General features: G+C 68.5%; 20 protein-coding genes, 1 tRNA gene and 1 pseudogene. 16 read left to right on the plus strand and 6 right to left on the minus strand.

The window, feature by feature from the left end; genetic code table 11:
* Window positions 1–17 precede the first annotated feature (17 nt).
* From AU195_RS15695 to AU195_RS15715, 5 genes are read left to right on the plus strand one after another with little or no spacing between them, the layout of a single operon-like run.
* Window positions 18–647, plus strand: coding sequence for a response regulator (locus AU195_RS15695; RefSeq protein ID WP_157531152.1), 630 nt, complete (start codon window positions 18–20; stop codon window positions 645–647).
* Window positions 648–704: 57 nt separating this feature from the next.
* A complete protein-coding gene (locus AU195_RS15700) occupies window positions 705–2,492 on the plus strand; it encodes a DUF2339 domain-containing protein (protein WP_059159987.1) in 1,788 nt (595 codons plus the stop codon).
* Between the two features lie 55 nt (window positions 2,493–2,547).
* The gene (locus AU195_RS15705) at window positions 2,548–3,036 is read left to right on the plus strand and encodes a Dps family protein (RefSeq protein WP_059159988.1); all 489 of its coding nucleotides are present in this window, start codon (window positions 2,548–2,550) and stop codon (window positions 3,034–3,036) included.
* A gap of 28 nt (window positions 3,037–3,064) precedes the next feature.
* Entirely contained in the window at window positions 3,065–3,517 is a 453-nt protein-coding gene (locus AU195_RS15710; protein WP_059159989.1) for an SRPBCC family protein, read from the plus strand.
* A complete protein-coding gene (locus tag AU195_RS15715) occupies window positions 3,498–5,090 on the plus strand; it encodes a phytoene desaturase family protein (protein WP_059160016.1) in 1,593 nt (530 codons plus the stop codon). Before AU195_RS15710 ends, AU195_RS15715 begins: the two co-directional genes overlap by 20 nt.
* Here AU195_RS15715 and AU195_RS15720 read toward each other — a convergent pair.
* Entirely contained in the window at window positions 5,056–6,375 is a 1,320-nt protein-coding gene (locus tag AU195_RS15720; RefSeq protein ID WP_059159990.1) for an adenylate/guanylate cyclase domain-containing protein, read from the minus strand. The genes AU195_RS15715 and AU195_RS15720 overlap by 35 nt on opposite strands.
* A gap of 91 nt (window positions 6,376–6,466) precedes the next feature.
* On the opposite strand from AU195_RS15720, the pseudogene AU195_RS15725 reads away from it, so the two are divergent.
* Window positions 6,467–7,222: pseudogene (locus tag AU195_RS15725) on the plus strand (arginase family protein).
* 4 nt (window positions 7,223–7,226) lie between these two features.
* Here AU195_RS15725 and AU195_RS15730 read toward each other — a convergent pair.
* The gene (locus AU195_RS15730) at window positions 7,227–8,519 is read right to left on the minus strand and encodes an HNH endonuclease signature motif containing protein (protein WP_059159991.1); all 1,293 of its coding nucleotides are present in this window, start codon (window positions 8,517–8,519) and stop codon (window positions 7,227–7,229) included.
* 115 nt (window positions 8,520–8,634) lie between these two features.
* Here AU195_RS15730 and AU195_RS15735 point away from each other — a divergent pair, with 115 nt between their 5' ends.
* Complete coding sequence (locus AU195_RS15735) at window positions 8,635–9,951, plus strand: lipase family protein (RefSeq protein ID WP_059159992.1); 1,317 nt, start codon at window positions 8,635–8,637, stop codon at window positions 9,949–9,951.
* A gap of 12 nt (window positions 9,952–9,963) precedes the next feature.
* On the opposite strand, the gene AU195_RS15740 is transcribed toward AU195_RS15735, so the two are convergent.
* Window positions 9,964–10,037, minus strand: a tRNA-Leu gene (locus AU195_RS15740).
* Window positions 10,038–10,107: 70 nt separating this feature from the next.
* Here AU195_RS15740 and AU195_RS15745 point away from each other — a divergent pair.
* The 6 genes from AU195_RS15745 to AU195_RS15770 all read left to right on the plus strand — a co-directional run bounded on the left by AU195_RS15745 (window position 10,108) and on the right by AU195_RS15770 (window position 15,983).
* Window positions 10,108–10,731 (plus strand): ANTAR domain-containing response regulator, encoded by a 624-nt coding sequence (locus AU195_RS15745; protein WP_157531148.1) that lies wholly within the window; start codon window positions 10,108–10,110, stop codon window positions 10,729–10,731.
* A 156-nt stretch (window positions 10,732–10,887) separates the two neighbouring features.
* A complete protein-coding gene (locus tag AU195_RS15750; RefSeq protein ID WP_059159994.1) occupies window positions 10,888–12,099 on the plus strand; it encodes a branched-chain amino acid ABC transporter substrate-binding protein in 1,212 nt (403 codons plus the stop codon).
* 84 nt (window positions 12,100–12,183) lie between these two features.
* Window positions 12,184–13,221, plus strand: a complete 1,038-nt coding sequence (locus AU195_RS15755) for a branched-chain amino acid ABC transporter permease (protein WP_059094746.1) — start codon at window positions 12,184–12,186, stop codon at window positions 13,219–13,221.
* A gap of 32 nt (window positions 13,222–13,253) precedes the next feature.
* Window positions 13,254–14,432, plus strand: coding sequence for a branched-chain amino acid ABC transporter permease (locus AU195_RS15760; RefSeq protein ID WP_286149281.1), 1,179 nt, complete (start codon window positions 13,254–13,256; stop codon window positions 14,430–14,432).
* A complete protein-coding gene (locus AU195_RS15765; protein ID WP_059159996.1) occupies window positions 14,429–15,256 on the plus strand; it encodes an ABC transporter ATP-binding protein in 828 nt (275 codons plus the stop codon). Before AU195_RS15760 ends, AU195_RS15765 begins: the two co-directional genes overlap by 4 nt.
* Window positions 15,240–15,983, plus strand: a complete 744-nt coding sequence (locus AU195_RS15770; RefSeq protein WP_059159997.1) for an ABC transporter ATP-binding protein — start codon at window positions 15,240–15,242, stop codon at window positions 15,981–15,983. Before AU195_RS15765 ends, AU195_RS15770 begins: the two co-directional genes overlap by 17 nt.
* Before the next feature lie 24 nt (window positions 15,984–16,007).
* Here AU195_RS15770 and AU195_RS15775 read toward each other — a convergent pair whose 3' ends face one another.
* Window positions 16,008–17,207: a lipid-transfer protein gene (locus AU195_RS15775; RefSeq protein WP_059159998.1), complete on the minus strand. Its 1,200-nt coding sequence runs from the start codon at window positions 17,205–17,207 to the stop codon at window positions 16,008–16,010.
* On the minus strand, window positions 17,204–17,644 hold the full coding sequence (locus tag AU195_RS15780) for a Zn-ribbon domain-containing OB-fold protein (RefSeq protein ID WP_059159999.1): 441 nt from the start codon (window positions 17,642–17,644) through the stop codon (window positions 17,204–17,206). Before AU195_RS15780 ends, AU195_RS15775 begins: the two co-directional genes overlap by 4 nt.
* Before the next feature lie 185 nt (window positions 17,645–17,829).
* Here AU195_RS15780 and polA point away from each other — a divergent pair, with 185 nt between their 5' ends.
* Complete coding sequence (polA, locus tag AU195_RS15785; RefSeq protein WP_172800602.1) at window positions 17,830–20,490, plus strand: DNA polymerase I; 2,661 nt, start codon at window positions 17,830–17,832, stop codon at window positions 20,488–20,490.
* A gap of 23 nt (window positions 20,491–20,513) precedes the next feature.
* On the opposite strand, the gene AU195_RS15790 is transcribed toward polA, so the two are convergent.
* Entirely contained in the window at window positions 20,514–21,692 is a 1,179-nt protein-coding gene (locus AU195_RS15790) for a PrsW family intramembrane metalloprotease (RefSeq protein ID WP_059160001.1), read from the minus strand.
* A 195-nt stretch (window positions 21,693–21,887) separates the two neighbouring features.
* On the opposite strand from AU195_RS15790, the gene rpsA reads away from it, so the two are divergent.
* Together rpsA and coaE are read left to right on the plus strand one after the other, a co-directional pair.
* The gene (gene rpsA / locus AU195_RS15795) at window positions 21,888–23,327 is read left to right on the plus strand and encodes a 30S ribosomal protein S1 (RefSeq protein WP_059160002.1); all 1,440 of its coding nucleotides are present in this window, start codon (window positions 21,888–21,890) and stop codon (window positions 23,325–23,327) included.
* A 76-nt stretch (window positions 23,328–23,403) separates the two neighbouring features.
* Window positions 23,404–24,561: a dephospho-CoA kinase gene (gene coaE / locus AU195_RS15800; RefSeq protein WP_059160003.1), complete on the plus strand. Its 1,158-nt coding sequence runs from the start codon at window positions 23,404–23,406 to the stop codon at window positions 24,559–24,561.
* Window position 24,562: the final 1 nt, after the last annotated feature.

Below are 24,562 nucleotides of genomic sequence, written 5' to 3' on the forward strand. Positions count from 1 at the left end.
CGCAGCGGACCACCGTGATGGTCGTCGACGACCACCCGATCTGGCGGGACGCGGTGGCCCGCGACCTCGCCGACGATGGTTTCGCGGTGGTCGCGACCGCCGACGGGGTGGCGGCGGCCCGCCGCCGCGCCGCCGTCGTCAAACCCGCCGTGGTGGTGATGGACATGCGGTTGGCCGACGGCGACGGCGCCCGGGCCACCGCGGAGGTGCTGGCGGTCTCGCCGTCGTCGCGGGTGCTGGTGTTGTCGGCGTCCGACGAACGCGAGGACGTCCTCGAGGCGGTGAAGGCCGGTGCCACCGGCTATCTCGTCAAGAGCGCGTCCAAGGCCGAACTGTGTGCGGCGGTGCGCGCCACCGCCGACGGCCGGGCCGTGTTCACTCCCGGGCTCGCCGGGCTGGTACTGGGGGAGTACCGCCGTATCGCGCAGCGTCCGGACACGGGCGCGTCGGTGCCGACCCTCACCGAGCGCGAGACCGAGGTCCTACGCCACGTCGCCAAGGGGCTGACGGCCAAGCAGATCGCGGCGCGCCTGTCGTTGAGTCACCGCACCGTCGAGAACCACGTACAGGCGACCTTCCGCAAGCTGCAGGTGGCCAATCGGGTGGAACTCGCGCGCTACGCGATCGAGCACGGGCTCGACGAATAGCGAAGTCGGGTAGTCCTACTCATCCGCTCCGGGTGCCTGCGCGCCGACGATGAGTACATGACCGAATCCCACCGTGCCGTGATCGCCCGGCTGTCGACCGATTTCGCGGCGATCTCCCGGCAACTCGCCCGGGTGTCGGCGGATCTGACGGAGTTGGACCGGTTGCTGGCCGGCACACCGCAGGCACCGCAGCCGGCGCCACAACAGCCACCGGTCTACATGCCCTCGCCGGTGCCGCGACCCGTGCTGCCACCCCCGCCGCCACCGCCGCGACCCGCGCCGTCGCCACCGCCCGCGCCGCGTGTCCGGCGGGAGCGGTCGGAAGGGTGGATCGGCAAGGTGCTGGCGGTGGCCGGTGTGGCCGTGACGCTCATCGGTGTCGTACTGCTGCTGGTACTCGCGGCGCAGGCCGGCATTCTGCGACCGGAGATCCGGGTGGGCGCGGGCGCGTTGCTCGCGGGGGCGCTCGTTGCCGTCGGCTGCCGGCTCAACGGCAGGGACGGTGGCCGGGTGGGCGGTATCGCGTTGACGGCCACCGGGATCGCCGCGGCGTACTTCGACGTCATCGCCGTCACGACGATCTACGAGTGGATCGCCGCCCCCGTCGGACTGGTGCTCGCCGCGGCCGTCGGCGGGGGCGGGCTCACGCTGGCCCGCCGTTGGGACTCCGAGCATCTGGGGCTGCTGGTGCTGGTGCCGCTGATCGCACTCGCCCCGGTGCTCACCGACGGGGTGACGCTGCTGCTCGTGTCGTTCATGCTCGCGCTGTCGGCCGCGACGCTTCCGGTGCAGTTGGGCAGGGACTGGCTGTGGCTGCATGCCTCCCGGACGGCGGCGGTGACGCTGCCGCTGTTGGCGGCGCTCGCGTTCGACCGCGACCACGATCTGCTGTTGGCCGGGGCGTGCGGGATCGCCGCACTGCTCGCATTGGCCGGCGCGCTGCTCGTGCTGCCCCAGACGTCTCGGCGGGCGGCGATGGCGCTGCTCACCGCGGCAGGGGTGGCGCCGGTGCTCTGCGTGTCGCTCACCGCCGACCGGGTGGTGGCGTCGTTGATGATCGCTGCACTGGCCGCGGCGCTGCTGGCGATCGTGTTGAGTGCTCAGTGGTTGCCCGCGGTGACCGGTCCCGTCCGGCAGATCTGGTCGGCGCTGTCGGCGGTGAGCGCGCTCATCGCGGTCACCGTCGCGTTCGACGGCGAAGTCGCCGCACCGCTGTTGCTGGCGATGGCGGCCGTGGTCGCCGTGGCCGGGCGCCATGACGATGTCGCTCGGTGGTCGGCACTCGGGTTCGCTGTGATCGGCGGTGGTCTGTACGTCGCCTACGCGCCGCCGAGTGCCCTGGTGCACGCGGTCGCGACCAGCGGCCCGGACGCGGCGGCCGTACTCGTCTCCAGCCTCCTGCTCATCGCGGCGGCGGTGGCGATCGCGCGCGCCTGGACCGGCCGGGCCGGCGCCGGGGAGGACGACGCCCGGATGTCGTGGGCGGCCACGGGGGTCGTCGCCACCTATGCGGTGACGGCGTTCTGTGTGTGCGCGGGCGTGCTGATCGGCGGCACCGGCGGGGGGTTCTTCGGCGGCCACGTGGCCGCGACGGTCTGCTGGATCGGCGCCGCTGCGGCCCTGTTCGGCTACGCCGCCCGCCGACCGAGGACCGAGCGGCCGCCCTTCCTCGCCGCCGCGCTCGCCCTGGTCAGCGCGGCCATGGCCAAATTGTTCCTCTTCGACCTGGGCACCCTGGACGGGATCTTCCGGGTGACGGTGTTCCTCGTGGTCGGCCTGATCCTGCTCGGTATGGGTGCCGGCTACGCCCGCCTGTTGGCCGTCCAGGACCGCCGGGCGGTGTGAGGAGAGTCACGCAATAATCTGGATCTATTCCAATTTAGGGGTCGTTGATACAGACATGAACACAACACGTCGCACCGAAGCAGAAGTACAGGGATTCACCGCCTCACCCGGGTTCGCTGCCAGCCTGCAGCGTGTCCTGGTCGACCTGATCGAGTTGCACCTGCAGGGCAAGCAGGCGCACTGGAACGTCGTCGGCACCAACTTCCGGGACCTGCATCTGCAACTCGACGAACTGGTCGACTTCGCCCGTGAGGGCAGCGACATCATCGCCGAGCGCATGCGGGCGCTCGACGCGGTGCCGGACGGCCGGTCCGACACGGTCGCGGCGACCACGAGCCTTCCGGAGTTCCCCGCCTACGAGCGCAGCACCGCCGAGGTCGTCGACCTGATCACCGTCCGGATCCACGCCGCGGTCGACACCATGCGCAGCGTGCATGACACCGTCGACGCCGAGGACCCGAGCACCGCGGACATCCTGCATCAGCTGATCGACGGTCTGGAGAAGCTGGCCTGGTTGATCAAATCGGAGAACCGGAAGGTCTAAACCGGCCCACGACGGGTACACGTCCGGCGTGACTGTGACCCGAGATATCGCTGCGTCGCGCCAACGCGTATGGGAAGTGATCGCCGACGGCTGGACGTACTCGCAGTGGGTGGTGGGCAACAGCCGGATGCGGGCCGTGGACCCCGACTGGCCCGAGTCCGGCTCCACCATCCACCACTCCATCGGCGTGTGGCCCGTGCTGCTCAACGACGAAACCGTGGTGGAGGAGTCCACCCCGCCGGAGCGGCTGGTGCTCCACGCGAAGGGTAGACCCTTCGGCGGCGCCCGAATCGTGCTGGAGCTGAGCGACATTCCCGACGGGTGCCGGATCTCCATGCAGGAGTTCCCGATCAGCGGTATCGGCAAGCTCATGCCCGAGCGTCTCGCCGACGCCGCCGTGTGGCCGCGCAACAACGAAACCCTGAGGCGGCTCGCCTTCCTCGCCGAGCGCCGTGACGACCGTGACGTCGACGGCAGCTGACGCCGTCGTCATCGGCGCCGGCCACAACGGACTGGTCGCCGCTGCGCTGATGGCCGACGCGGGGTGGGACGTGGTGGTGCTCGAGGCGCAGCCCGAACCCGGCGGCGCCGTGCGCAGCGCCGAACGCATCCCCGGCTACACCAGCGACCTCTACAGCGCGTTCTATCCGTTGTCCGTCGCCTCACCGGTGTTGGCGGGCCTGCACCTGGAAGACCACGGTCTGCGGTGGACACACGCGCCCGCGGTCGTCGGCCATCCGCGCTCGGCCACCGATGACGACGCACCGGTCATCTACCGCGACATCGCCCGCACCGCTGAGGAACTCGCGCGCCACCACCCCGCGGACGGTGACAATTGGCTGGCCCTGTTCGAGCTCTGGCAGCAGGTCAAAGACCCGCTGTTGCGCAGCCTCTTCTCGCCCTTCCCTCCGGTGCGCGGTGCGGCCGGGCTGTTGAGAAGGCTGGGCGCGGCCGACGCGCTGCGCCTGGTGCACCGGCTGGTGTTGCCCGTCGGCGAGATGGCCCGGCAACTGTTCGCCGGCGACGCCGCCCGCCTGCTGCTCCTCGGCAACGCCCTGCACGCCGACGTCCCCGTCGATGCCCCAGGAAGCGGCGTCATGGGGTTCATGCTGATCATGATGGCGCAGGACGGCGGCTGGCCGGTCCCCGTCGGCGGCGCCGGACAACTCACCGCCGCGCTGGTCAACCGGGCGCAAGCCGCCGGTGCGGAGATTCACTGCGGCCGGCCGGTCACCGGGATCGAGGTGCGCGGCGGCCGGGCCGTCGGCGTGCGCACCGCCGATGGGCGGACGATCTCCGCGCGCCGCGCCCTGGTGGCCGATGTGTCGGCGCCCGCGTTGTACCGCGAACTGCTGCCGTCGTCGGCCGTACCGCCTCGTGTGCTCGAGGATCTCGAGCACTTCACCTGGGACACCCCGGTCCTGAAGATCAACTACGCGCTGGACGCGCCGATCCCGTGGCGGTCGAAGAACCTCAACGAGGTCGGCACGGTGCATCTCGGTGCGGACGCGGACGGGCTGGTCCGGTGGATGGCCGACCTCAACACCCGCACGGTCCCGGACCACCCGTTCATGTTGTTCGGGCAGATGACCACCGCGGATCCGTCGCGCTCACCGGAGGGCACCGAAAGCGCCTGGGCGTACACGCATCTGCCGCGCGACGTCACCGACGACGCGTCGGCGGATCGACTGTCCGAGGCGGTGGACCGGGTGCTCGAGGAGCATGCACCCGGGTTCTCCGATCAGATCGTCGGGAAGTTCATCCAGCGTCCGTCGGAGCTGACGGCTTCCGATGCGAACCTCGTGGGGGGCGCCGTCAACGGCGGCACCGCCCAGTTGCAGCAACAGCTCATCTTCCGGCCGACGCCCGGGTTCGGCCGTGCCGAGACGCCGATCGACGGCCTGTTCCTGGGCAGTGCGGGCGCGCACCCCGGCGGCGGGGTGCACGGTGTCTGCGGGCGCAACGCGGCCGCGGCCGCGATCGCGAGCGACGGGCTGACCGGCTGGCCGCGGCGCAAGGTCAACCAGCTGGTGATGTCGCTGTTCGTCCGTTAGCGGGGTGTTCGACCGCCTCGCGCACCGCGTTGTCGTTGCGCCGTCCGACCAGGTACCAGGTGTGGATCACACCCTTGCCCTTGACGTCGACGTCGCCACGCTCCTCCAGGATGAATGAACTCCTGATGCGCTCATAGACGTTGTGCGGCACCTGGATTCGACCTTCCTCGTCGGTGGTCTCCATCCGGGCCGCCACGTTGACCGCGTCGCCCCACACGTCGTAGAAGAACTTGCGCGCCCCTACCACGCCGGCCACCACCGGTCCGGACGCCAACCCGATCCGTAGCGGCACCGCACGGCCCAGCGGATCCTTCAGGTCGGCGACCGCTTCCGCCATGTCGAGGGCGAGGCAGGCCAGCGCCTCGACGTGGTCCGGTCTCGGCCGCGGCACACCGCTGACCACCATGTAGCTGTCGCCGCTGGTCTTCACTTTCTCCAGTCCGTGGCGGTCGACGAGCCCGTCGAGATCCGTGTAGAGGCGGTCGAGGAACCGCACCAGTTCGGTCGGGGAGGTGTCGCTGGCGCGTTTCGTGTAGCCGGCGATGTCGGCGAACAGGATCGATGCGTCGTCGTACCGGTCGGCGATGATCGTGTGCGCCGGATCCTTGAGCCGTTCGGCGACCGAGGCGGGCAGGATGTTGGCCAGCAGTCGCTCCGAGCGCTGATACTCCGATTCCATCGCCCGTTCCGCGCGGTCGGTTTCGCGCAGTGCGTACCAGACGGTGGCGAAGACCATCACCGTCGCCGACACCGCCGACAGGACGAAGCCGACGGTCATCATGCCCGGCGGCCCCAGATCGCGGTCCTCGGGCACGGTCAACTCGATCGCGATGCAGGCCGCGAGGCCCACGGCGACGATCACCGCCGACATCACGATGCGTTCGATGCCCAGCACGAGCACCACCAGCGATGCGGCCACGAGGTAGTAGAACTGCAGACCGGAACCGGTGCCGACGGAGTAGCAGATGAAGGTCACCGAGAGATAGGCGAGGAAGAAGAACGTCAGCGGCGCGATCAGTTCACCGAAGCGGTAGAGCAGCGGGTTGGCCAGGAAGAGGGCCGCAAACGCGAGGTTCAGAATGCCTATCCACCATCCCGGACCGCCCATCGTCACCTGGAGGGCGCCGAACAGCCCGGAGACGACCGCCGCGATCCACGTCGCGATGGTGAGCACGCGTAGCCGGCGGACCACCGCTTCGGCGTAGTGCCGGGTGCGTGCGGGCATGCGGCTCTGCAGTGCCAGCTCCGGCACGCAGATGGCGCGCGAAGCGTCGCGGACGGCCATTGACGCAGCGTATCGCCGCGGACGTCCGGTCGGCCGGCAATCGCGTGGCCGATCGAGCGCGCGATCGGTGGACCTCGGCGAGGCTGGGTCCATGAACACCCCCATCGGTCCCGTCGACGCAACCAAGGTGCCCCGGTATGCCGGGCCCGCGACCTTCGCCCGCCTGCCGCGGCTCGACGAGGTGAGCCGCACCGACGTCGCCGTCGTCGGGGTGCCCTTCGACTCGGGGGTGTCCTACCGGCCGGGTGCCAGATTCGGTCCCGCCCACATCCGCGCGTCGTCGAAGCTGCTGCGTCCCTACCATCCGCGCCTGGACGTGGAACCGTTCGCGGCGCAACAGGTGGTCGACGCGGGGGACACCGAAGTCAACCCGTTCGACATCGCCGAGGCCATCGCGACCATCGAACGCCATTCCGACGAATTGCGCCGGGGCGGAACGAAACTGATGACGCTCGGCGGTGACCACACGATTGCGCTGCCGTTGCTGCGGTCGCTGCACCGCGAGCACGGACCCATCGCGGTCCTGCACTTCGACGCCCACCTCGACACCTGGGACACCTACTTCGGCGCGCCGTTCACGCACGGCACACCGTTCCGGCGCGCCGGCGAAGAGGGGCTGCTCGATCCGGAGCACTGTCTGCACATCGGGATTCGTGGCCCCCTTTACGCGCCGACCGACCTGTCCGACGACCGCGTGCTCGGCTTTCAGGTGATCGGCTCCGGGTGCCCACGTCGTCGGCGCCGACATCGTCGAGGTGGCGCCGGCCTACGACCATGCCGAGATCACCGGGATCGCCCCGCGCATGTGGCCTACGAACTGATCTCGGTGCTGGCCGCCAACCTCTGAGAGCTCAGGCGGCGTGGCAGCGTATGCCGTCGACGTCGATCGTGACCCGGGTGTCGAGCCTGGCGACGGTGATGATCGGAGCCCCCGGTAACGGAGGCGCGGTGGATCGGTACCGCGCTCCGGTGGGGGTGACGAGGTTGGCCGTGTGCGGTCCTGTTCGGGTGTCGGTGGTGGCGCGCCAGCCGGGGGCTTCTTTGTCGTAGTTGCAGCGTTCGCACTTGCCCTGTCCGTTGACCGCGCTGGTGGGTCCCCCGTCGCGGCGGGGGCGGGCGTGGTCGATGTGGCGGATCGGGGCGTCACAGTACGGGGTGCGGCAGGTCTGATCACGGAAGGTGATGAGGCTGGCCAGGCCTTTCGGGAACCGACGCGACCGCGACTCCATCGCCACCAGGGATCCGGTGGCGGGACGGCGGTAGAGCCTGCGCAGGGACGCCGTCGAGCGGGCGTCGGTGAGTGCGGCCGCGGTCATGTGCCGGGCGACCGCGGCGGGGATGGGTCCGTAGCCGGCCAGTTCGGCCGGTTCCCGACCGCCCGCGATCAGGCTGCGGTCGGTCATCACCAGGTTCACCGCAACCGGCGTGGCCACGTCGGCGGGGGTTCCGGTGACCCGTTCGACGAGGGTGTCGGCCATGACCTGCCTGCGGGAGCGATCGTCGAAGGTGGTGTCGGCGGCCCGCTTGAGTGCGGCGTACACCCCGACGCCCTGGCCAACGGGCAGCAAAGCCGTCACATAGACCATGGTGTCGGGGGCCGGACGGCAGGTGACGGTGCGTTCAGCGGGAGCCTTGGCAGCCCTGTCGACCACGGCCTGGGGGTCGAGCCGATAGGCGATTCTCTTCGCGTCCGCTTCGATGGCCTTGTCGCCCTTGCCTTCCAGAGCCGTGACGTCGGCGCACATCTCGGCGTCGAGTTGGCGACGGTGTTCGACGCCCAGGCAGGCCGATTCGCGCACGATCAGGGTCGCCCGCCATTCCGAGAGCGCCCCACGCTCGAGGGCTCTCAATGTGTGAGGCATCTCGTTCACTAGAGCCTTGGCGAAGCCCAGGTGTGTTCCGCCGCGGACCGGCGAGTCGCGGCGGGCGAGGCCGACCTCGCTGGCCAGACCGCGGCCACGTTTGGCGGCGGGCACCCCCTCGGCCGCCTCCCGACTCCGCCGCGCAGCGTCCAACGCTGCGGTCGCGCGGGCCTGACCGGCCGCGGCGGCGGCTTTGACCCGCTCGAGGTGAGCGATGCGGGCGACCAGCGCGGCCTCCTCGGCCAGCGGGTCGACCCCTGCGAACACCTCTAAATCGAACATACGTTCGACTATACCACCCCGGTCGACAACCCGCCACGAAGATTTCCGGGTCGCCTGGATCGACACCGCGACGGGGTGACGTTGCGGGACGCGGGTTGGCGGGTATCAAACAGGGATGAATCCGAGCAGCGAGCGGGTGGCCGACGAACCACGACACGTGGGAGGGCGCCCGCAGGTGCCGGATGTCGACCCCTTCTACCGACCGCCCGCGGGTTACGAGAACACGGAGCCAGGAACCGTATTGCGCTGGCGCGAGGTGCAATTGGCGTTCCTCGGCGTGGTTCCACAGCGGTTCACCGCGACGCAGTTGCTGTATCGCACGGCCGATATGGCCGACAACCCGCTGGCCACGGTGACGACCGTGCTGACCCCCTCCGAGCGCACCGAGCCCTGTCCGATCGTGTCGTACCAATGTGCCATCGACGCGTTGGCGGGCCGCTGCTTCCCCTCCTACGCCCTGCGCCGCCGGGCCAGGGCGGTGGGCGCCCTCGCGCAGGTCGAACTCCTGTTGATCGCCGCGGTGCTCGCCGAAGGTTGGGCCGTGTCGATCCCCGACCACGGCGGACCCCACGGTGTGTTCGGGGCGCCGTTCGAACCCGGTCACTGCGTGCTCGACGGGCTGCGCGCCGCGCTGAATTTCGAGCCGCTGGAGCTGTCGCCGACGGCGCCGATCGGTCTGTGGGGCTACTCGGGCGGCGGCCTGGCGACCGCATGGGCCGCCGAGATGTACGACCGGTACGCGCCCGAACTCAATATCGTCGCCGCCGTGCTGGGGTCACCCGTCGGGGACCTAGGCAACACATATCACCGTCTCAACGGCAAGTTCTTCTCCGGGCTGCCGGTGATGGTGGTGGCGGCGTTGATGCACACCTATCCGGAGTTCCGCAGAGTCATCGGAGAACACCTGACCGACGAAGGCAGGGCGACGCTGGAACAGCTGACCAGGATGACCACGGCGCACGCGGTGATGCGCCTGGCGAAGAAGGACATGGCGACGATGCTGAGCAGATCGCTCGACGAGGTCCTCGAGCTCCCCGAAGTCCAGCACGTGTTCGACAACATCCGACTCGGCACCGCCGCCCCCACGATGCCCGTCCTCATCATCCAGGCCGTCCACGATCGGATCATCTCGGTCGACGACATCGATCAGCTGGCGCAGACCTATGAACTCGGCGGCACCGACGTCACCTACCACCGGGACCGGTTCTGCGAGCACATCCTCCTGCATCCGCTCTCGGCGCCGATGTCGCTGCGGTGGCTTCGCGACCGGTTCGAGGGTCTGCCTGTCGAGGAGCGCAGGAGCCGGACCACCTGGCCCACGCTGTTGAACCCGTCGACGTATCGGGGGATGGCTCGGCTCGCCGTGGTCAGCGGGAAGGTGATCGCCGGTCGAGGCGTCGAGCGCCGCCCGTTGTCACAGCTGGACCGGTAGCAGAATCTTGAGTGCCCTCGGTGAGATTCGAACTCACACTGTACGGGTTTTGAATCCGTTTCCTCTGCCAGTTGGGATACGAGGGCGTGCGGTCTCCCACCATAGAGGATGGCCCCGAGGTCGCTGATCGCCCGGGTTACCGCCACAATGACATCCATGACCGGCTCACCGACCGACGCGCCGACGCCCCGCCGCGTGCTCATCGCCGAAGACGAGGCGCTCATCCGGATGGACCTGGCCGAGATGCTGCGCGACGAGGGCTACGAGATCGTCGGCGAGGCCGGCGACGGGCAGGAGGCCGTCGAACTGGCCGAGGCGCTCAACCCCGACCTCGTCATCATGGACGTGAAGATGCCGCGCCGGGACGGGATCGACGCCGCATCGGAGATCGCGGGCAAGCGGATCGCCCCGATCGTCATCCTCACCGCCTTCAGCCAACGTGACCTCGTCGAGAAGGCCCGCGACGCCGGGGCGATGGCCTATCTGGTCAAACCGTTCAACGTGAACGACCTGATTCCGGCCATCGAGGTGGCCGTCAGCCGCTTCAGCGAGATCCACGCGCTCGAGGAAGAGGTTGCGACGCTCTCGGACCGCCTGGAGACCCGCAAGCTCGTCGAGCGGGCGAAGGGGCTGCTCCAGGCCAATCAGGGGATGACCGAGCCGGAGGCTTTCAAGTGGATCCAGCGCGCTGCGATGGACCGCAGGACCACCATGAAGCGGGTGGCCGAGGTGGTCCTGGAGACGCTGGACACCCCGAAGAGCGAGCCGTCAGCCGGCTAGATCCGTCGCTTTCCACCTGCGCGGACGCGCCGCGCGTTTTCCAACAACACGCACCATGGCCGGGTGTTGGCTATGTTCTACCGGAAGCGTCAGCGCCCAGGCCGTTCCGGCCGCGGGGGTCGATGCCGATGACAACATCGACCAGGAGGTGAAAACGTGCGCGGTCGCGTGGCACGGAACGCATTCGCTCTCGGTAGCGCGGGGCTGTTGGCGCTCGCCCTTGGCGGCTGCAGTCAGTCGACACCCGAAGAGGAAGCGGCGCAGACGAATCTGAAGATCGTCGAGCAGGTCCAGATCGACGAGAACGGCGCGGAGGTCAAGGCCGCCGAAGGCGCCGCCCCGGCAGATCCGGCCGGTGACGGCAAGGCGACCTGCCCGCCACTGTCGATCGCGATGGCAGGCGCGCTCAACGGCCCGGACGCGGCCCTGGGTATCAACATCAAGAACGGCGTGCAGTTGGCCGTCGACAAGCACAACGCCGCCAACCCGGGCTGTCAGGTCCAGCTCAAGACGTTCGACACCGAGGGCGATCCGCAGAAGGCCAGCGCGATCGCACCGCAGATCGTCGACGACCAGTACACGATCGGCCTTGTCGGCCCGGCCTTCTCGGGCGAGACCAACGCCACCGGCGACGTGTTCAACCAGGCCGGCCTGGTCGCGGCGACCGCCTCGGCCACCAACGTCACGCTGTCGGAGAAGGGGTGGCGGACGTTCTTCCGCGGCCTGGCCAACGACGGTGTGCAGGGCCCGTCGGTCGCCAACTACCTGAAGAACACGCTCGGTCACCAGAAGGTATGCGTCGTCGACGACAGCACCGACTACGGCCTGGGCCTGGCCCAGGCGGTCCGCGAGACGCTCGGCCCGGTCGCCGACCCGGCGTGCAACATCTCGGTGAAGAAGGGCGACAAGGACTTCTCGGCCGCCGTCACCCAGGTCAAGGGTGCCAGCCCGCAGTCGGTCTTCTTCAGCGGTTACTACGCGGAGGCCGCGCCGTTCGTGCAGCAGCTCAAGGACGGCGGATTCGAGGGCACCTTCGTCAGCGCCGACGGCACCAAGGATCCGGAGTTCGTCAAGCAGGCCGGTGAGGCGTCGAAGGACGCCCTGCTGTCCTGCCCCTGCGGCCCGGCCACCGGCGGCTTCGCCGACGAGTACACCCAGAAGTTCGGCCAGGAGCCCGGCACCTACAGCACCGAGGGCTACGACCTGGGCACCATCCTGGTGAAGGGCATCGATTCCGGCGCCATCACCCGCCAGGCGCTACTGGACTACGTGCGCAACTACAACGGCCAGGGCGTGGCGCGCAACTATCAGTGGACACCGCAGGGTGAACTCACCACCACGCTGATCTGGATGTACAAGGTTCAGTGATCGACTAGACGAGACGCGTCCGAACCGGTTGGCTCGGACGCGTTTCGCTTAGCACTCCCACCGCGCGAGGAGCCCACCGCACCGATGATCGCCGATTGCGTCGACCAGTACGCCTGTCTGGCGGCGAATATCAGCTTCAACCTGGAGGGCCTGCGAAACGGCTTCTGGCAGTTGACGATCGACGGGTTGTCGTGGGGCGCCATCTATGCGCTGGTGGCAGTCGGTTACACGTTGGTGTTCGGCGTGCTGCGGCTGATCAACTTCGCCCACTCCGAGATCTTCATGCTCGGGATGTTCGGCGCCTACTTCTGTCTGGACTTCATCCTCGGCTTCACCCCGTCGGGCAACGCCTACAACAAGGGCATCGCGTTGACGGTGCTGTATCTGGCGATCGCGATGCTGTTCGCCATGTTGGTGTCCGGATCGGCGGCCGTCGGTCTGGAGGCGGTGGCCTACCGGCCGCTGCGAAGACGCGGGGCGCGGCCGCTGACCTTCCTCATCACGGCCATCGGCATGTCGTTCGTGCTGCAGGAATTCGTCCACTTCATATTGCCGAAGATCATCAAGGGTTACGGCGGCAGCAACGCGCAGCAGCCGATCACGCTGGTGCAGCCGAAGACCCAGTTCGAGATCTTCGGCGCGGCGGTCTCCAACGTCACGCTGGTGATCATCGGGGCCGCCCTGTTCTTCGCATTGCTCACCGATATCGCCATCAACCGGACGAAGTTCGGACGCGGCATCCGCGCGGTGGCGCAGGATCCGAACACCGCGACGCTGATGGGGGTGTCGCGCGAACGGGTCATCATGCTGACGTTCATGATCGGCGGTCTGCTGGCCGGCGCGGCGGCACTGCTCTACACCCTCAAGGTCCCGCAGGGCATCATCTACTCCGGCGGGTTCCTGCTCGGTATCAAGGCGTTCTCCGCCGCGGTGCTCGGCGGCATCGGCAATCTGCGCGGCGCGCTGCTCGGCGGGCTGATCCTGGGGGTCATGGAGAACTACGGGCAGGCCGTGTTCGGCACGCAGTGGCGTGACGTCGTCGCCTTCGTCCTGCTGGTGCTGGTTCTGCTGTTCCGCCCGACGGGGATACTCGGTGAGAGCCTCGGGAAGGCACGGGTATGACAGAACAGCAGGGAGGCGCGACGCGAGCGCCCATGAGCAGGACGGACAAACTGCTCGCTCCCGGCGACGGCCTGCGCGCCTGGTGGGCGAGCCTGAGCCGGCCGGTGAAATGGCTGTTCGGGGTGCTGCTGTTCGGCTTGTTGGCATTGCTGCCGCTGTTCACCCCGCCGTTCCTCAACACACCCGGCATCAGCTTCGGCGGTACCATGGCCCAGTTCGCGATGGTGGCGATCATCGCGATCGGCCTCAATGTCGTTGTGGGACAGGCAGGTCTGCTCGACCTCGGCTATGTCGGCTTCTACGCCGTCGGCGCCTACACCGTCGCACTCCTGACCAGTCCCAGCAGCCCGTGGAACCAGGCCGGTCCCGGTGGCTGGTTGACGACGGACTGGGCGTGGCTGGCGTGTGTGCCCCTGGCGATGGCGGTGACAGCGCTCGCGGGGCTCATCCTGGGCACCCCCACACTGCGGCTGCGCGGTGACTACCTGGCGATCGTCACGCTCGGCTTCGGGGAGATCATCCGCCTGCTCGCCGACAACCTCTCCGACGTCACCAATGGGCCCCGCGGCCTCAACGAGGTCGAGTACCCGCGGGTGGGGGAGAGTGAGCGGCTCCCCGAAGGCGTGTTCTCGCGGGCCAATTCGACGGGCGAGGCGAACTACGGCACCTGGTGGTTCTGGCTCGGCCTGCTGCTGATCGTCGGCATCCTGCTGCTGGTCGGCAACCTCGAGCGCAGCAGGGTCGGCAGGGCGTGGGTGGCGGTCCGCGAGGACGAGGACGCCGCGGAGGTCATGGGGGTCAACACCTTCCGCTTCAAGCTGTGGGCGTTCGTGATCGGCGCCGCGATCGGCGGGCTGTCCGGGGCGCTCTACGCCGGCCAGGTGCAGTACGTGGCGCCGCCGACGTTCAACATCATCAACTCGATGCTGTTCCTGTGCGCGGTCGTCCTCGGCGGGCAGGGCAACAAACTGGGCGTGATCTTCGGCGCGTTCATCATCGTCTACCTGCCGAACCGGCTTCTCGGCGTGCACTTCCTCGGCATCAACCTCGGCGACCTGAAGTACTTGTTCTTCGGACTGGCGCTGGTGGTGCTGATGATCTTCCGCCCGCAGGGGCTCTTCCCGGCGCGTCAGCAACTGCTCACCTACGGCAAGGCGGCGCGTGACCTGTTGCGCCGGGCGCCCGGCGAGAACGAGGGGGCGGTGCGATGACGATCGAAGAGCTCTCCGGTGTGCACCGGGAGATCGAGGCGGCCGAGGGCGAGACCCTGCTGCAGACCCACGATCTCACCGTGAAGTTCGGCGGTCTGACCGCGCTGGATTCGGTGACCTTCGACATCCGGCGCGGCGAGATCCTCGGTCTGATCGGTCCGAACGGCGCGGGCAAGACCACCTGCTTCAACGCCATCACCGGTGTCTACCGCCCCAGTTCGGGTTCGGTGACGTTCGACGGAAAACCCCTCGGCCGCATCAAGCGCCACCAGATCACCCGGCGCGGAATCGCCAGGACGTTTCAGAACATCCGGCTCTTCGGGGAGATGACGGCGCTGGAGAACGTCATGGTCGGCACCGATGCGCGGCACCTGACCTCGGTGCCCGGGGCGCTGATCCGCACGCCGCGGCACCGCCGGGAGGAGAAGTCGGCGATCGAGCGCTCGGCGGCGCTTCTGCATTTCGTCGGAATCGCGCACCGCGGCGAGGAGAAGGCGAAGAACCTGCCCTACGGCGATCAGCGGCGCCTGGAGATCGCCCGCGCGCTGGCCACCGAACCCAAACTGCTGTGCCTGGACGAACCCGCGGCCGGCTTCAACCCCGCCGAGAAGGCCGCGCTGATCGAGTTGATCCGCAAGATCCGCGACGACGGCTACACCGTACTGCTCATCGAGCACGACATGCGGCTGGTCATGGGGGTGACCGACCGGATCGTCGTCCTGGAGTTCGGCCGCAAGATCGCCGACGGGCTGCCCGCCGAGATCCGCGAGGACCCGAAGGTCATCGCCGCCTACCTGGGAGTGCCTGATGACGAAATCGGTTGAGCCGCGCAAGGTCCTGCTCGAGGTCCGCGACGTCGTCGTGCACTACGGCCGGATCCGGGCGCTGCACGGGGTGTCCATCAAGGTGCACGAAGGTGAGCTGGTCACGCTGCTGGGGTCCAACGGCGCGGGGAAGACCACCATGATGCGGGCCATCTCCGGCCTGCGCCCGCTCACCTCGGGGTCGGTGTGGTTCGACGGGAAGGACGTCTCGCGGGTGAAGGCCCACCGTCGGGTGGCGGACGGTTTGATCCAGGCGCCCGAGGGGCGTGGCGTGTTCCCCGGGATGACCGTGACCGAGAACCTCGAAATGGGTTGCTACTCACGGAAATTCGCCAGCAAGGCGGAGCATCGTGAGCGGTTGGACTGGGTGTTCGAGACGTTCCCTCGGCTCGCGGAGCGGCGCTCACAGGTCGGCGGGACGTTGTCCGGCGGCGAACAGCAGATGCTGGCGATCGGGCGGGCGCTGATGGCCCGGCCGAAGGTGCTGCTCCTCGACGAGCCCTCGATGGGGCTTGCGCCGATGGTGATCTCGCAGATCTTCAAGATCATCGCCGACATCAACGCTCAGGGCACGACCGTGCTGCTGGTCGAGCAGAACGCGCAGCAGGCGCTGTCACGCTCCGATCGTGCCTACATCCTCGAGACCGGCGAGGTCACCCGGACGGGCAATGCCCGGGAACTGCTGCACGACGACAGCGTTCGCGCCGCCTACCTGGGTGTCGCCTGAGCCGGGTCCGCCGGTTCTGCGCGGCTACCGCGCGACGACCACCGATGAGCCGTGGCCGAACAACCCCTGGTTCGCCGTCACGCCGACCTTCGCGCCCTCGACCTGCCTGCCGGTGGCCTGACCCTTGAGCTGCCAGGTCAATTCGCAGACCTGCGCGATCGCCTGCGCCGGGATGGCCTCGCCGAAGCACGCCAACCCGCCGGACGGGTTGACCGGGATCCGGCCGCCGATCGTCGTGGCGCCGCTGCGCAACAGCTGCTCGGCCTCGCCCTTGGGGCACAGCCCGAGGTGTTCGTACCAGTCGAGTTCCAACGCGGTGGACAGGTCGTAGACCTCGGCGACGCTGAGATCCTCCGGACCGATCCCGGCCTCGGCATACGCCGCGTCGAGGATCTGGTCCTTGAACACCCGCTCGGGTGCCGGCACCACGGCCGTCGAATCAGTGGCGATGTCGGGCAGTTCGGGCAGGTGCTGCGGGTACTGCGGCGTCTGTAGGCTCACCGCGCGCACCGACGGCACACCCTCGACCGAGCCGAGGTGCTTCTCGGCGAACGACTTGCTGGCCACAATGAGCGCCGCCGCGCCGTCGGACGTCGCACAGATGTCCAGCAGGCGCAGCGGATCGGACACGACGGGGCTGGCCAGGACGTCCTCGACGGAGGATTCCTTGCGGTAGCGCGCGTTCGGGTTGTCCAGGCCGTGGCGGGCGTTCTTGACCTTCACCTGAGCGAAGTCCTCGAGCGTGGCCCCGTACAGATCCATCCGCCTGCGCGCGAGCATCGCGAAGTAGACGGTGTTGGTGGCGCCGATGAGATGGAAGCGCTGCCAGTCGGGGTCGTTCTTGCGCTCGCCGCCGACGGGGGCGAAGAACCCCTTCGGGGTGGTGTCCGCGCCGATCACCAGCGCGACATCGCAGAAGCCGGCGAGGATCTGCGCGCGGGCGCTCTGCAGCGCCTGCGATCCGCTGGCACATGCGGCGTAACTCGAGGTGACGGGCACGCCGTTCCAGCCCAGTTTCTGGGCGAACGTCGATCCTGCGACGAAGCCGGGATACCCGTTGCGGATGGTGTCGGCGCCGGCCACCAACTGGATCTGGCGCCAGTCCAGGCCGGCCTCGGCCAGTGCGGCGCGGGCGGCGACCACTCCGTACTCGGTGAAGTCGTTGCCCCACTTGCCCCATGGGTGCATACCGGCGCCGAGGATGTAGACGGGTTCGGGGCTCATCGGGCGATCCTCCAGGCGTGCACGATGCGCTCGACGCCGTCGTCGTCGATGTAGAGCGGCATGGTGGTCAGTTCCATCTCCATGCCGACCTTCAGGTCGGCGGCGAGCGTTCCCTCGACCACCTTGCCGAGCACGATCAGGCCTTCGTCGGCCAATTCGACCGCGGCGACGGCGAAGGGTTCGAACGGATCCGGGGACGGATACGGCGGGGGCGGGGCGTAGCGGTTCTCGGTGTAGCTCCACAGCTTTCCGCGCCGGGACAGCGGGACCTGGGCGAGGTCGTCGCCGTCACAGGCGGGATTGGGGCAGTTGTTCGCCCGGGGAGGGAAGACGTAGGTCCCGCACTGATGGCATTTGCCGCCGATCAGATAGGCCCCACCGGACCCGTCGGTGGCGAACCAGCCGTCGATCGCCGGTTGCGTGGAAGCTGCTGACACGCGGTCAGCGTACCCAGACGACCGGTAAAACTGAAACGTGTTCCAGTCAGCGGGCGGGCACTTCGGCATGGCCCGCGAACACCTGTGTGTCACCGCGGGTGCCTAGAGTTGTGCCCGTGAGCCCAGTCAGCACCTCTGCAGACAAGAAGACGGCCGCCGCCAAGGCGGACGACAAGCCGACACTGATGCTGCTGGACGGCAACTCACTGGCGTATCGCGCCTTCTACGCGCTGCCGGCGGAGAACTTCAAGACCCAGGGCGGGCTGACCACCAACGCGGTCTACGGATTCACCGCGATGCTCATCAACCTGCTCCGCGACGAGCAGCCCACCCACGTGGCCGCCGCCTTCGACGTCTCCCGCCAGACGTTCCGCGTCGACAAGTACCCCGAGTACAAGGCCGGGCGCTCGTCCACGCCCGATGAGTTCCGCGGACAGATCGACATCACCAAGGAGGTGCTCGTCGCGCTGGGCATCGCCGTGCTGGCCGAACCCGGCTTCGAGGCCGACGACATCATCGCCACGCTCGCCACCCAGGCCGAGACCGAGGGGTTCCGGACGCTCGTCGTGACGGGTGACCGCGACGCGCTGCAACTCGTCAGCGACGACGTCACCGTGCTCTACCCGCGCAAGGGCGTCAGTGAACTGACCCGCTTCACCCCGGACGCGGTGCTCGAGAAGTACGGGCTCACGCCGCAGCAGTACCCCGACTTCGCGGCGCTGCGGGGCGATCCGAGCGACAACCTGCCGGGCATCCCGGGCGTGGGGGAGAAGACCGCCACCAAGTGGATCGCCGAATACGGGTCCCTGCAGGCCCTGGTCGACAACGTCGACCAGGTCAAGGGCAAGGTCGGCGACGCGCTGCGGGCGAACCTGTCCCACGTGGTGCTCAACCGCGAACTCACCGACCTCGTCAAGGACGTCCCGCTGCCGCACACCCCCGACACCCTGCGGGTGCAGCCCTGGGACCGCGACCAGATCCACCGGCTGTTCGACGACCTCGAGTTCCGGGTGTTGCGCGACCGGCTGTTCGAGACGCTGGCGGCCGTCGAACCCGAGGTCGAGCACGGCTTCGACGTCCGGGGCAAGGCGCTCGAGCGCGGCGAACTCGCGGCCTGGCTCTCCGAACACAGCCTCGGCAACCGGTTCGGGCTCGCGGTCGTCGGCACTCACCTCGCCTACGACGCCGACGCCACCGCGCTGGCCATCGTCGCCGCCGACGGCGACGGCCGCTACATCGACACGACCTCGCTGGACCCGGACGACGAGGCGGCGCTGGCGTCCTGGCTCGCCGACCCCGGCCCGCCGAAGGCGCTGCACGAAGCCAAGCTGGCGATGCACGACCTCGCCGGCCGCGGCTGGAAGCTCGCCGGGGTCACCTCCGACACCGCATTGGCCGCCTATCTGGTGCGGCCCGGGCAGCGCAGCTTCAGCCTCGACGACCTGTCCCTGCGCTACCTGCGTCGCGAACTCCGCGCGGATAACCCTGCGCAACAACAACTCTCACTGCTCGACGACAGTGAGGGCGGCGACGATCAAGCCGTCCAGACGCTGATTCTGCGTGCTGTCGCGGTCCTCGACCTCGCCGCGGCCCTCGACGAGGAACTGGCCCGCATCGATTCGTCCTCGCTGCTGGGCCGGATGGAGTTGCCGGTGCAGCGGGTGCTCGCCGAGATCGAGCACATCGGGATCGCCGTCGACGTCGACCAACTGCGACAGCTGCAGAGCGAGTTCGCCGACCTGATCCGCGACGCCGCCGAGGCGGCCTACGCGGTGATCGGCAAGCAGATCAACCTCGGTTCCCCCAAACAGCTCCAGGCGGTGCTGTTCGACGAACTCGAGATGCCGAAGACGAAGAAGACCAAGACCGGATACACCACCGACGCCGACGCGCTGCAGTCGCTGTTCGACAAGACCGGCCATCCGTTCCTGCAGCACCTGCTGGCGCATCGCGACGCCACCCGGCTCAAGGTCACCGTCGACGGGCTGTTGAACTCCGTCGCCTCGGACGGGCGCATCCACACCACGTTCAACCAGACCATCGCCGCGACCGGTCGGCTGTCCTCGACCGAACCGAACCTGCAGAACATCCCGATCCGCACCGAAGCGGGTCGGCGAATCCGCGACGCGTTCGTCGTGGGTGACGGATACGCCGAACTCATGACCGCTGACTACAGCCAGATCGAGATGCGCATCATGGCGCACCTGTCGCAGGACGCCGGGCTGATCGAGGCCTTCAACACCGGCGAGGATCTGCACTCATTCGTCGCGTCGCGGGCGTTCGACGTGCCGATCGACGAGGTGACGCCGGACCTGCGCCGCCGCGTCAAGGCGATGTCCTACGGCTTGGCCTACGGCCTGAGCGCCTACGGTTTGGCCGCCCAGCTCAAGATCTCCACCGAAGAGGCCAAGGTCCAGATGGACCAGTACTTCGCCCGGTTCGGCGGTATCCGCGACTACCTGCGCGATGTCGTCGACCAGGCCCGCAAGGACGGCTACACCTCGACGGTGTTCGGTCGCCGCCGTTACCTGCCCGAACTGGACAGCAGCAACCGCAACGTCCGTGAGGCCGCCGAGCGGGCCGCGCTCAACGCCCCGATCCAGGGCAGCGCCGCCGACATCATCAAGGTCGCGATGATCAACGTCGACCAGGCGATCAAGGACGCCGGGCTCTCGTCGAGGATGCTGCTTCAGGTGCACGACGAATTGCTGTTCGAAGTCGCCGACGGCGAGCGCGAGACGCTCGAACAGCTGGTTCGCGACAAGATGGGCGGCGCATACGCGCTCGACGTGCCGCTCGAGGTCAGTGTCGGGTACGGGCGCAGCTGGGACGCGGCGGCGCACTGACGTGCCGTCGCACCCGTGCTACTTCAAAGCCCGAGCGTCGCGCGGTAGCCGGCCATCGACTGCAGCGCCGGCGATGCCGCCCTGGCCGCGTACACCGCGTAGGTCTCCTCGTGCAGGAGCCCGACCACGCGTGGGTCGCCGAAACCGCGGTCGATGCGGTCGCGGACGAACGCCAATTCGACGACCTGGTGGGCGAAACGCTTGACCGAATCGCCGGCCTGGCTGCCGCCGATCCGCCTCGCTTCCGCGACGGCCAGGTTGCGGCCGCGGAGGGAGCCCAGCCATGCCGCCTCGCCGGGCGTCACCACTCCCGCGGCCACCATCCCGGGGAGTTTGGCCGCGACGATGTGCTGTTCGCGACGGCGGCTCCGGATGGCCAGGAGGATCGCCAGCCCGAAGATCGGCATCATCCAGAACACGTACAGGCCGAAGTACGCCTCGACCCCGAGCAGCGACGAACCGTTCCACATGGCGTGCAGCAGCACTGCCCCGGCGTAGCCGAGGAGCAGGAATCCGGCTCGCGCGGCGGCGTCGCGGCGGTGCAGGGCGAACCACACGCCGATCGCGAACACCGTCGTGAACAGCGAGTGGGCGAACGGCGCCATGATCAGCCGGAGCGCGGCGGTCAGCAGTGAATCGGCCAGCGATTCGCCGTTGGCGATGTAGAGGATGTCCTCGAGCCACGCGAAGCCCGCACCGACCAGGCCGGCGTAGACCAGGCAGTCGGTCAGCGAGTTCATCTCGTTGCGACGCGCCCCGGTCATCATGATCAGCAGGAACAGGCCCTTGGCGGCCTCCTCTGTCAGCGGGGCGCCCAGGACCAGCGTCACCGGACTGGCGCCCGAGTCGGCGGTGCCGACAGCGGGGTTCAGCCACACCTCGAGGAACATCTGCAACACCGCAGAGATGACGACGGCCGCCGAGGTTCCCCAGATGAACGCGAACACCAGCAGCCGCGGCGGTTCGGGCTCCCACCGGTCCAGCCACAGGTAAGCCAGCACGACGACGGCCATCGCGATGCTGGACAGGACGAACCCGACCGCCGTGCCGACCGGGTTGACCGCGGTCAGCAGGATGACGAGGACGCCCGCGAGGGTCCCGAGCGCGATCAGCAGCCCCAGCGGGGCGCCGACCTTGCGGACCTGCCGGGCCCACGGCGAAACGGGCAGATGCGGGGGAGGCGGGGTGCCGACGGGGGACACCAGAGCAGGGTAGCCCCCTGACCGGGGCGATCTGGGCTTTCGCCGCGGCACGCGGGGCGGCGGAGACCGGGCTGATCCGGGTTTGTCCTGCATGGACCGAGTCGAGTAGGCTCGACAGGTACCTGTGTGCGCGATCTCAGGTCACCAACCAATCACCTGTACCTACGAGTAAACCTGTCCGGAGCAACCCACCACATGCCAAGTCCCTCCGTCACCTCGCCGCAAGTAGCCGTCAACGACATCGGCTCGGCTGAGGATTTCCTCGCCGCCATCGACAAGACCATCAAATACTTCAACGATGGCGACATCGTCGAGGGGACGATCGTCAAGGTCGATCGCGACGAAGTACTCCTAGACATCGGTTACAAGACCGAAGGCGTCATCCCTTCCCGCGAGCTCTCCATCAAGCACGACGTCGACCCCAATGAGGTTGTGTCCGTCGGCGACGAGGTGGAAGCCCTGGTCCTCACCAAGGAGGACAAGGAAGGCCGCCTGATCCTGTCCAAGAAGCGCGCCCAGTACGAGCGCGCCTGGGGCACCATCGAAGAGCTCAAGGAAAAGGACGAGGCCGTCAAGGGCACCGTCATCGAGGTCGTCAAGGGCGGCCTGATCCTCGACATCGGCCTGCGCGGCTTCCTGCCCGCCTCCCTGGTCGAGATGCGTCGGGTCCGCGATCTGCAGCCGTACATCGGCAAGGAGATCGAGGCCAAGATCATCGAGCTCGACAAGAACCGCAACAACGTGGTGCTGAGCCGCCGCGCCTGGCTGGAGCAGACCCAGTCCGAGGTGCGCAGCGAGTTCCTCAACCAGCTGCAGAAGGGCGCCATCCGCAAGGGTGTCGTCTCCTCGATCGTCAACTTCGGCGCGTTCGTCGACCTCGGCGGCGTGGACGGCCTGGTGCACGTCTCCGAGCTGTCCTGGAAGCACATCGACCACCCGTCCGAGGTCGTCACCGTCGGCGACGAGGTCACCGTCGAGGTGCTCGACGTCGATATGGACCGCGAGCGGGTTTCGCTGTCGCTCAAGGCGACTCAGGAAGATCCGTGGCGTCACTTCGCCCGTACCCATGCGATCGGCCAGATCGTGCCGGGCAAGGTCACCAAGCTGGTGCCGTTCGGGGCGTTCGTCCGCGTCGAGGAGGGCATCGAGGGTCTGGTGCACATCTCCGAGCTGTCCGAGCGCCACGTCGAGGTCCCGGACCAGGTGGTCCAGGTCGGCGACGACGCGATGGTCAAGGTCATCGACATCGACCTGGAGCGTCGCCGGATCTCGCTGTCGCTCAAGCAGGCCAACGAGGACTACACCGAGGAGTTCGACCCCTCGAAGTACGGTATGGCCGACAGCTACGACGAGCAGGGCAACTACATCTTCCCCGAGGGCTTCGACTCCGAGACCAACGAATGGCTCGAAGGTTTCGAGAAGCAGCGTGAGGAGTGGGAGTCCCGCTACGCCGAGGCGGAGCGCCGGCACAAGATGCACACCGCGCAGATGGAGAAGTTCGCCGCGGCCGAGGCCGAAGAGGCCGCGCGTCCGGTGTCGAACGGCTCGTCGCGCTCGGAGGAGTCTTCCGGTGGAACGCTCGCCAGCGACGCCCAGCTCGCCGCACTGCGGGAGAAGCTGGCCGGCAACGCCTAGCAGCCATCTCGACGAACGCCCCGGCTCACCGCGAGCCGGGGCGTTCGCCGTATCCGGGTCCTGACAGACTGGTGCGGTGCTGAGAATTGGATTGACCGGCGGCATCGGGGCGGGCAAGTCGACCGTGTCCGCGACGTTCGCCGACTGCGGCGGCGTCATCGTCGATGGTGACGTCATCTCCCGCGAGGTCGTCGCGCCGGGCACCGAGGGTCTGGCCGCGCTCGTCGAGGCGTTCGGCGAGGACATCCTGCTGCCCGACGGTGCGCTGGACCGGCCGGCGTTGGCCGCCAAGGCATTCCAGGACGACGAACAGCGCGCTATTTTGAACGGCATCGTGCACCCGCTGGTCGGCAAGCGCCGGCAGGAGATCATCGACTCGGTCGCCGACGGCACCGTCGTGGTCGAGGACATCCCGCTGCTGGTGGAAACCGGGATGGCGCCCTTCTTCCCGCTCGTCGTGGTGGTGTGGGCCGATGAAGAAACCCGCGTCGCCCGCCTCATCAAACGCGGCCTACCGGAGCACGACGCCCGCGCGCGGATGAAGGCTCAGGCGTCCGATGAGCAGCGACGCGCCATCGCCGATGTGCTGCTGAACAATTCGGGCACCCAGGAGGAACTCGTCGAGAAGGCGAGGCAGCTCTGGTTCGACCGGGTGCTGCCGCTCGCGGAGAACATCCGCAACGGGCAGGCGGTGCGCCCCGCGCCCGGGCTGGTGCCGCACAATCCGGTCTGGGCGGCGGACGCGCAGCGGATCATCAACCGCGTGAAGGCGGCCGCGGGGGCGAAGGTGCTACGGGCGGACCATGTCGGATCCACCTCGGTCGGCGGGCTCGACGCCAAGGACGTCTTCGACATCCAGGTGACGGTGGCGTCGCTCCAAGACGCCGACGAGATCGCCGGTGCGCTGGCCGCCGTGGGCTACCCGCGGTTGCCGGACCATGAGACCGACGTGGCGCACGACGACACCGGGCGGTGGGGTAAGCGGGTGCACGGCGCAGCCGATCCGGGCCGTCCCGCCAATATCCATCTGCGCGTCGAGGGCTGGCCGAACCAGCGGTTCGCGCTGCTGTTCCCGGCGTGGCTGACCGCGAACCCCGAAGCGCGTGAGGACTACGTGCAGGTCAAGCGGGCGGCGCTCAGCGCGCCGGACTACGCGGACGCCAAGGAACCCTGGTTCGCCGAGGCCTACCCGAAGGCGCTGGCGTGGGCGGAGGCGACCGGCTGGCGGCCCTGAG

The organism is Mycobacterium sp. IS-1496, from assembly GCF_001499995.1.
In the GTDB taxonomy this organism is placed as follows: Bacteria; Actinomycetota; Actinomycetes; order Mycobacteriales; family Mycobacteriaceae; genus Mycobacterium.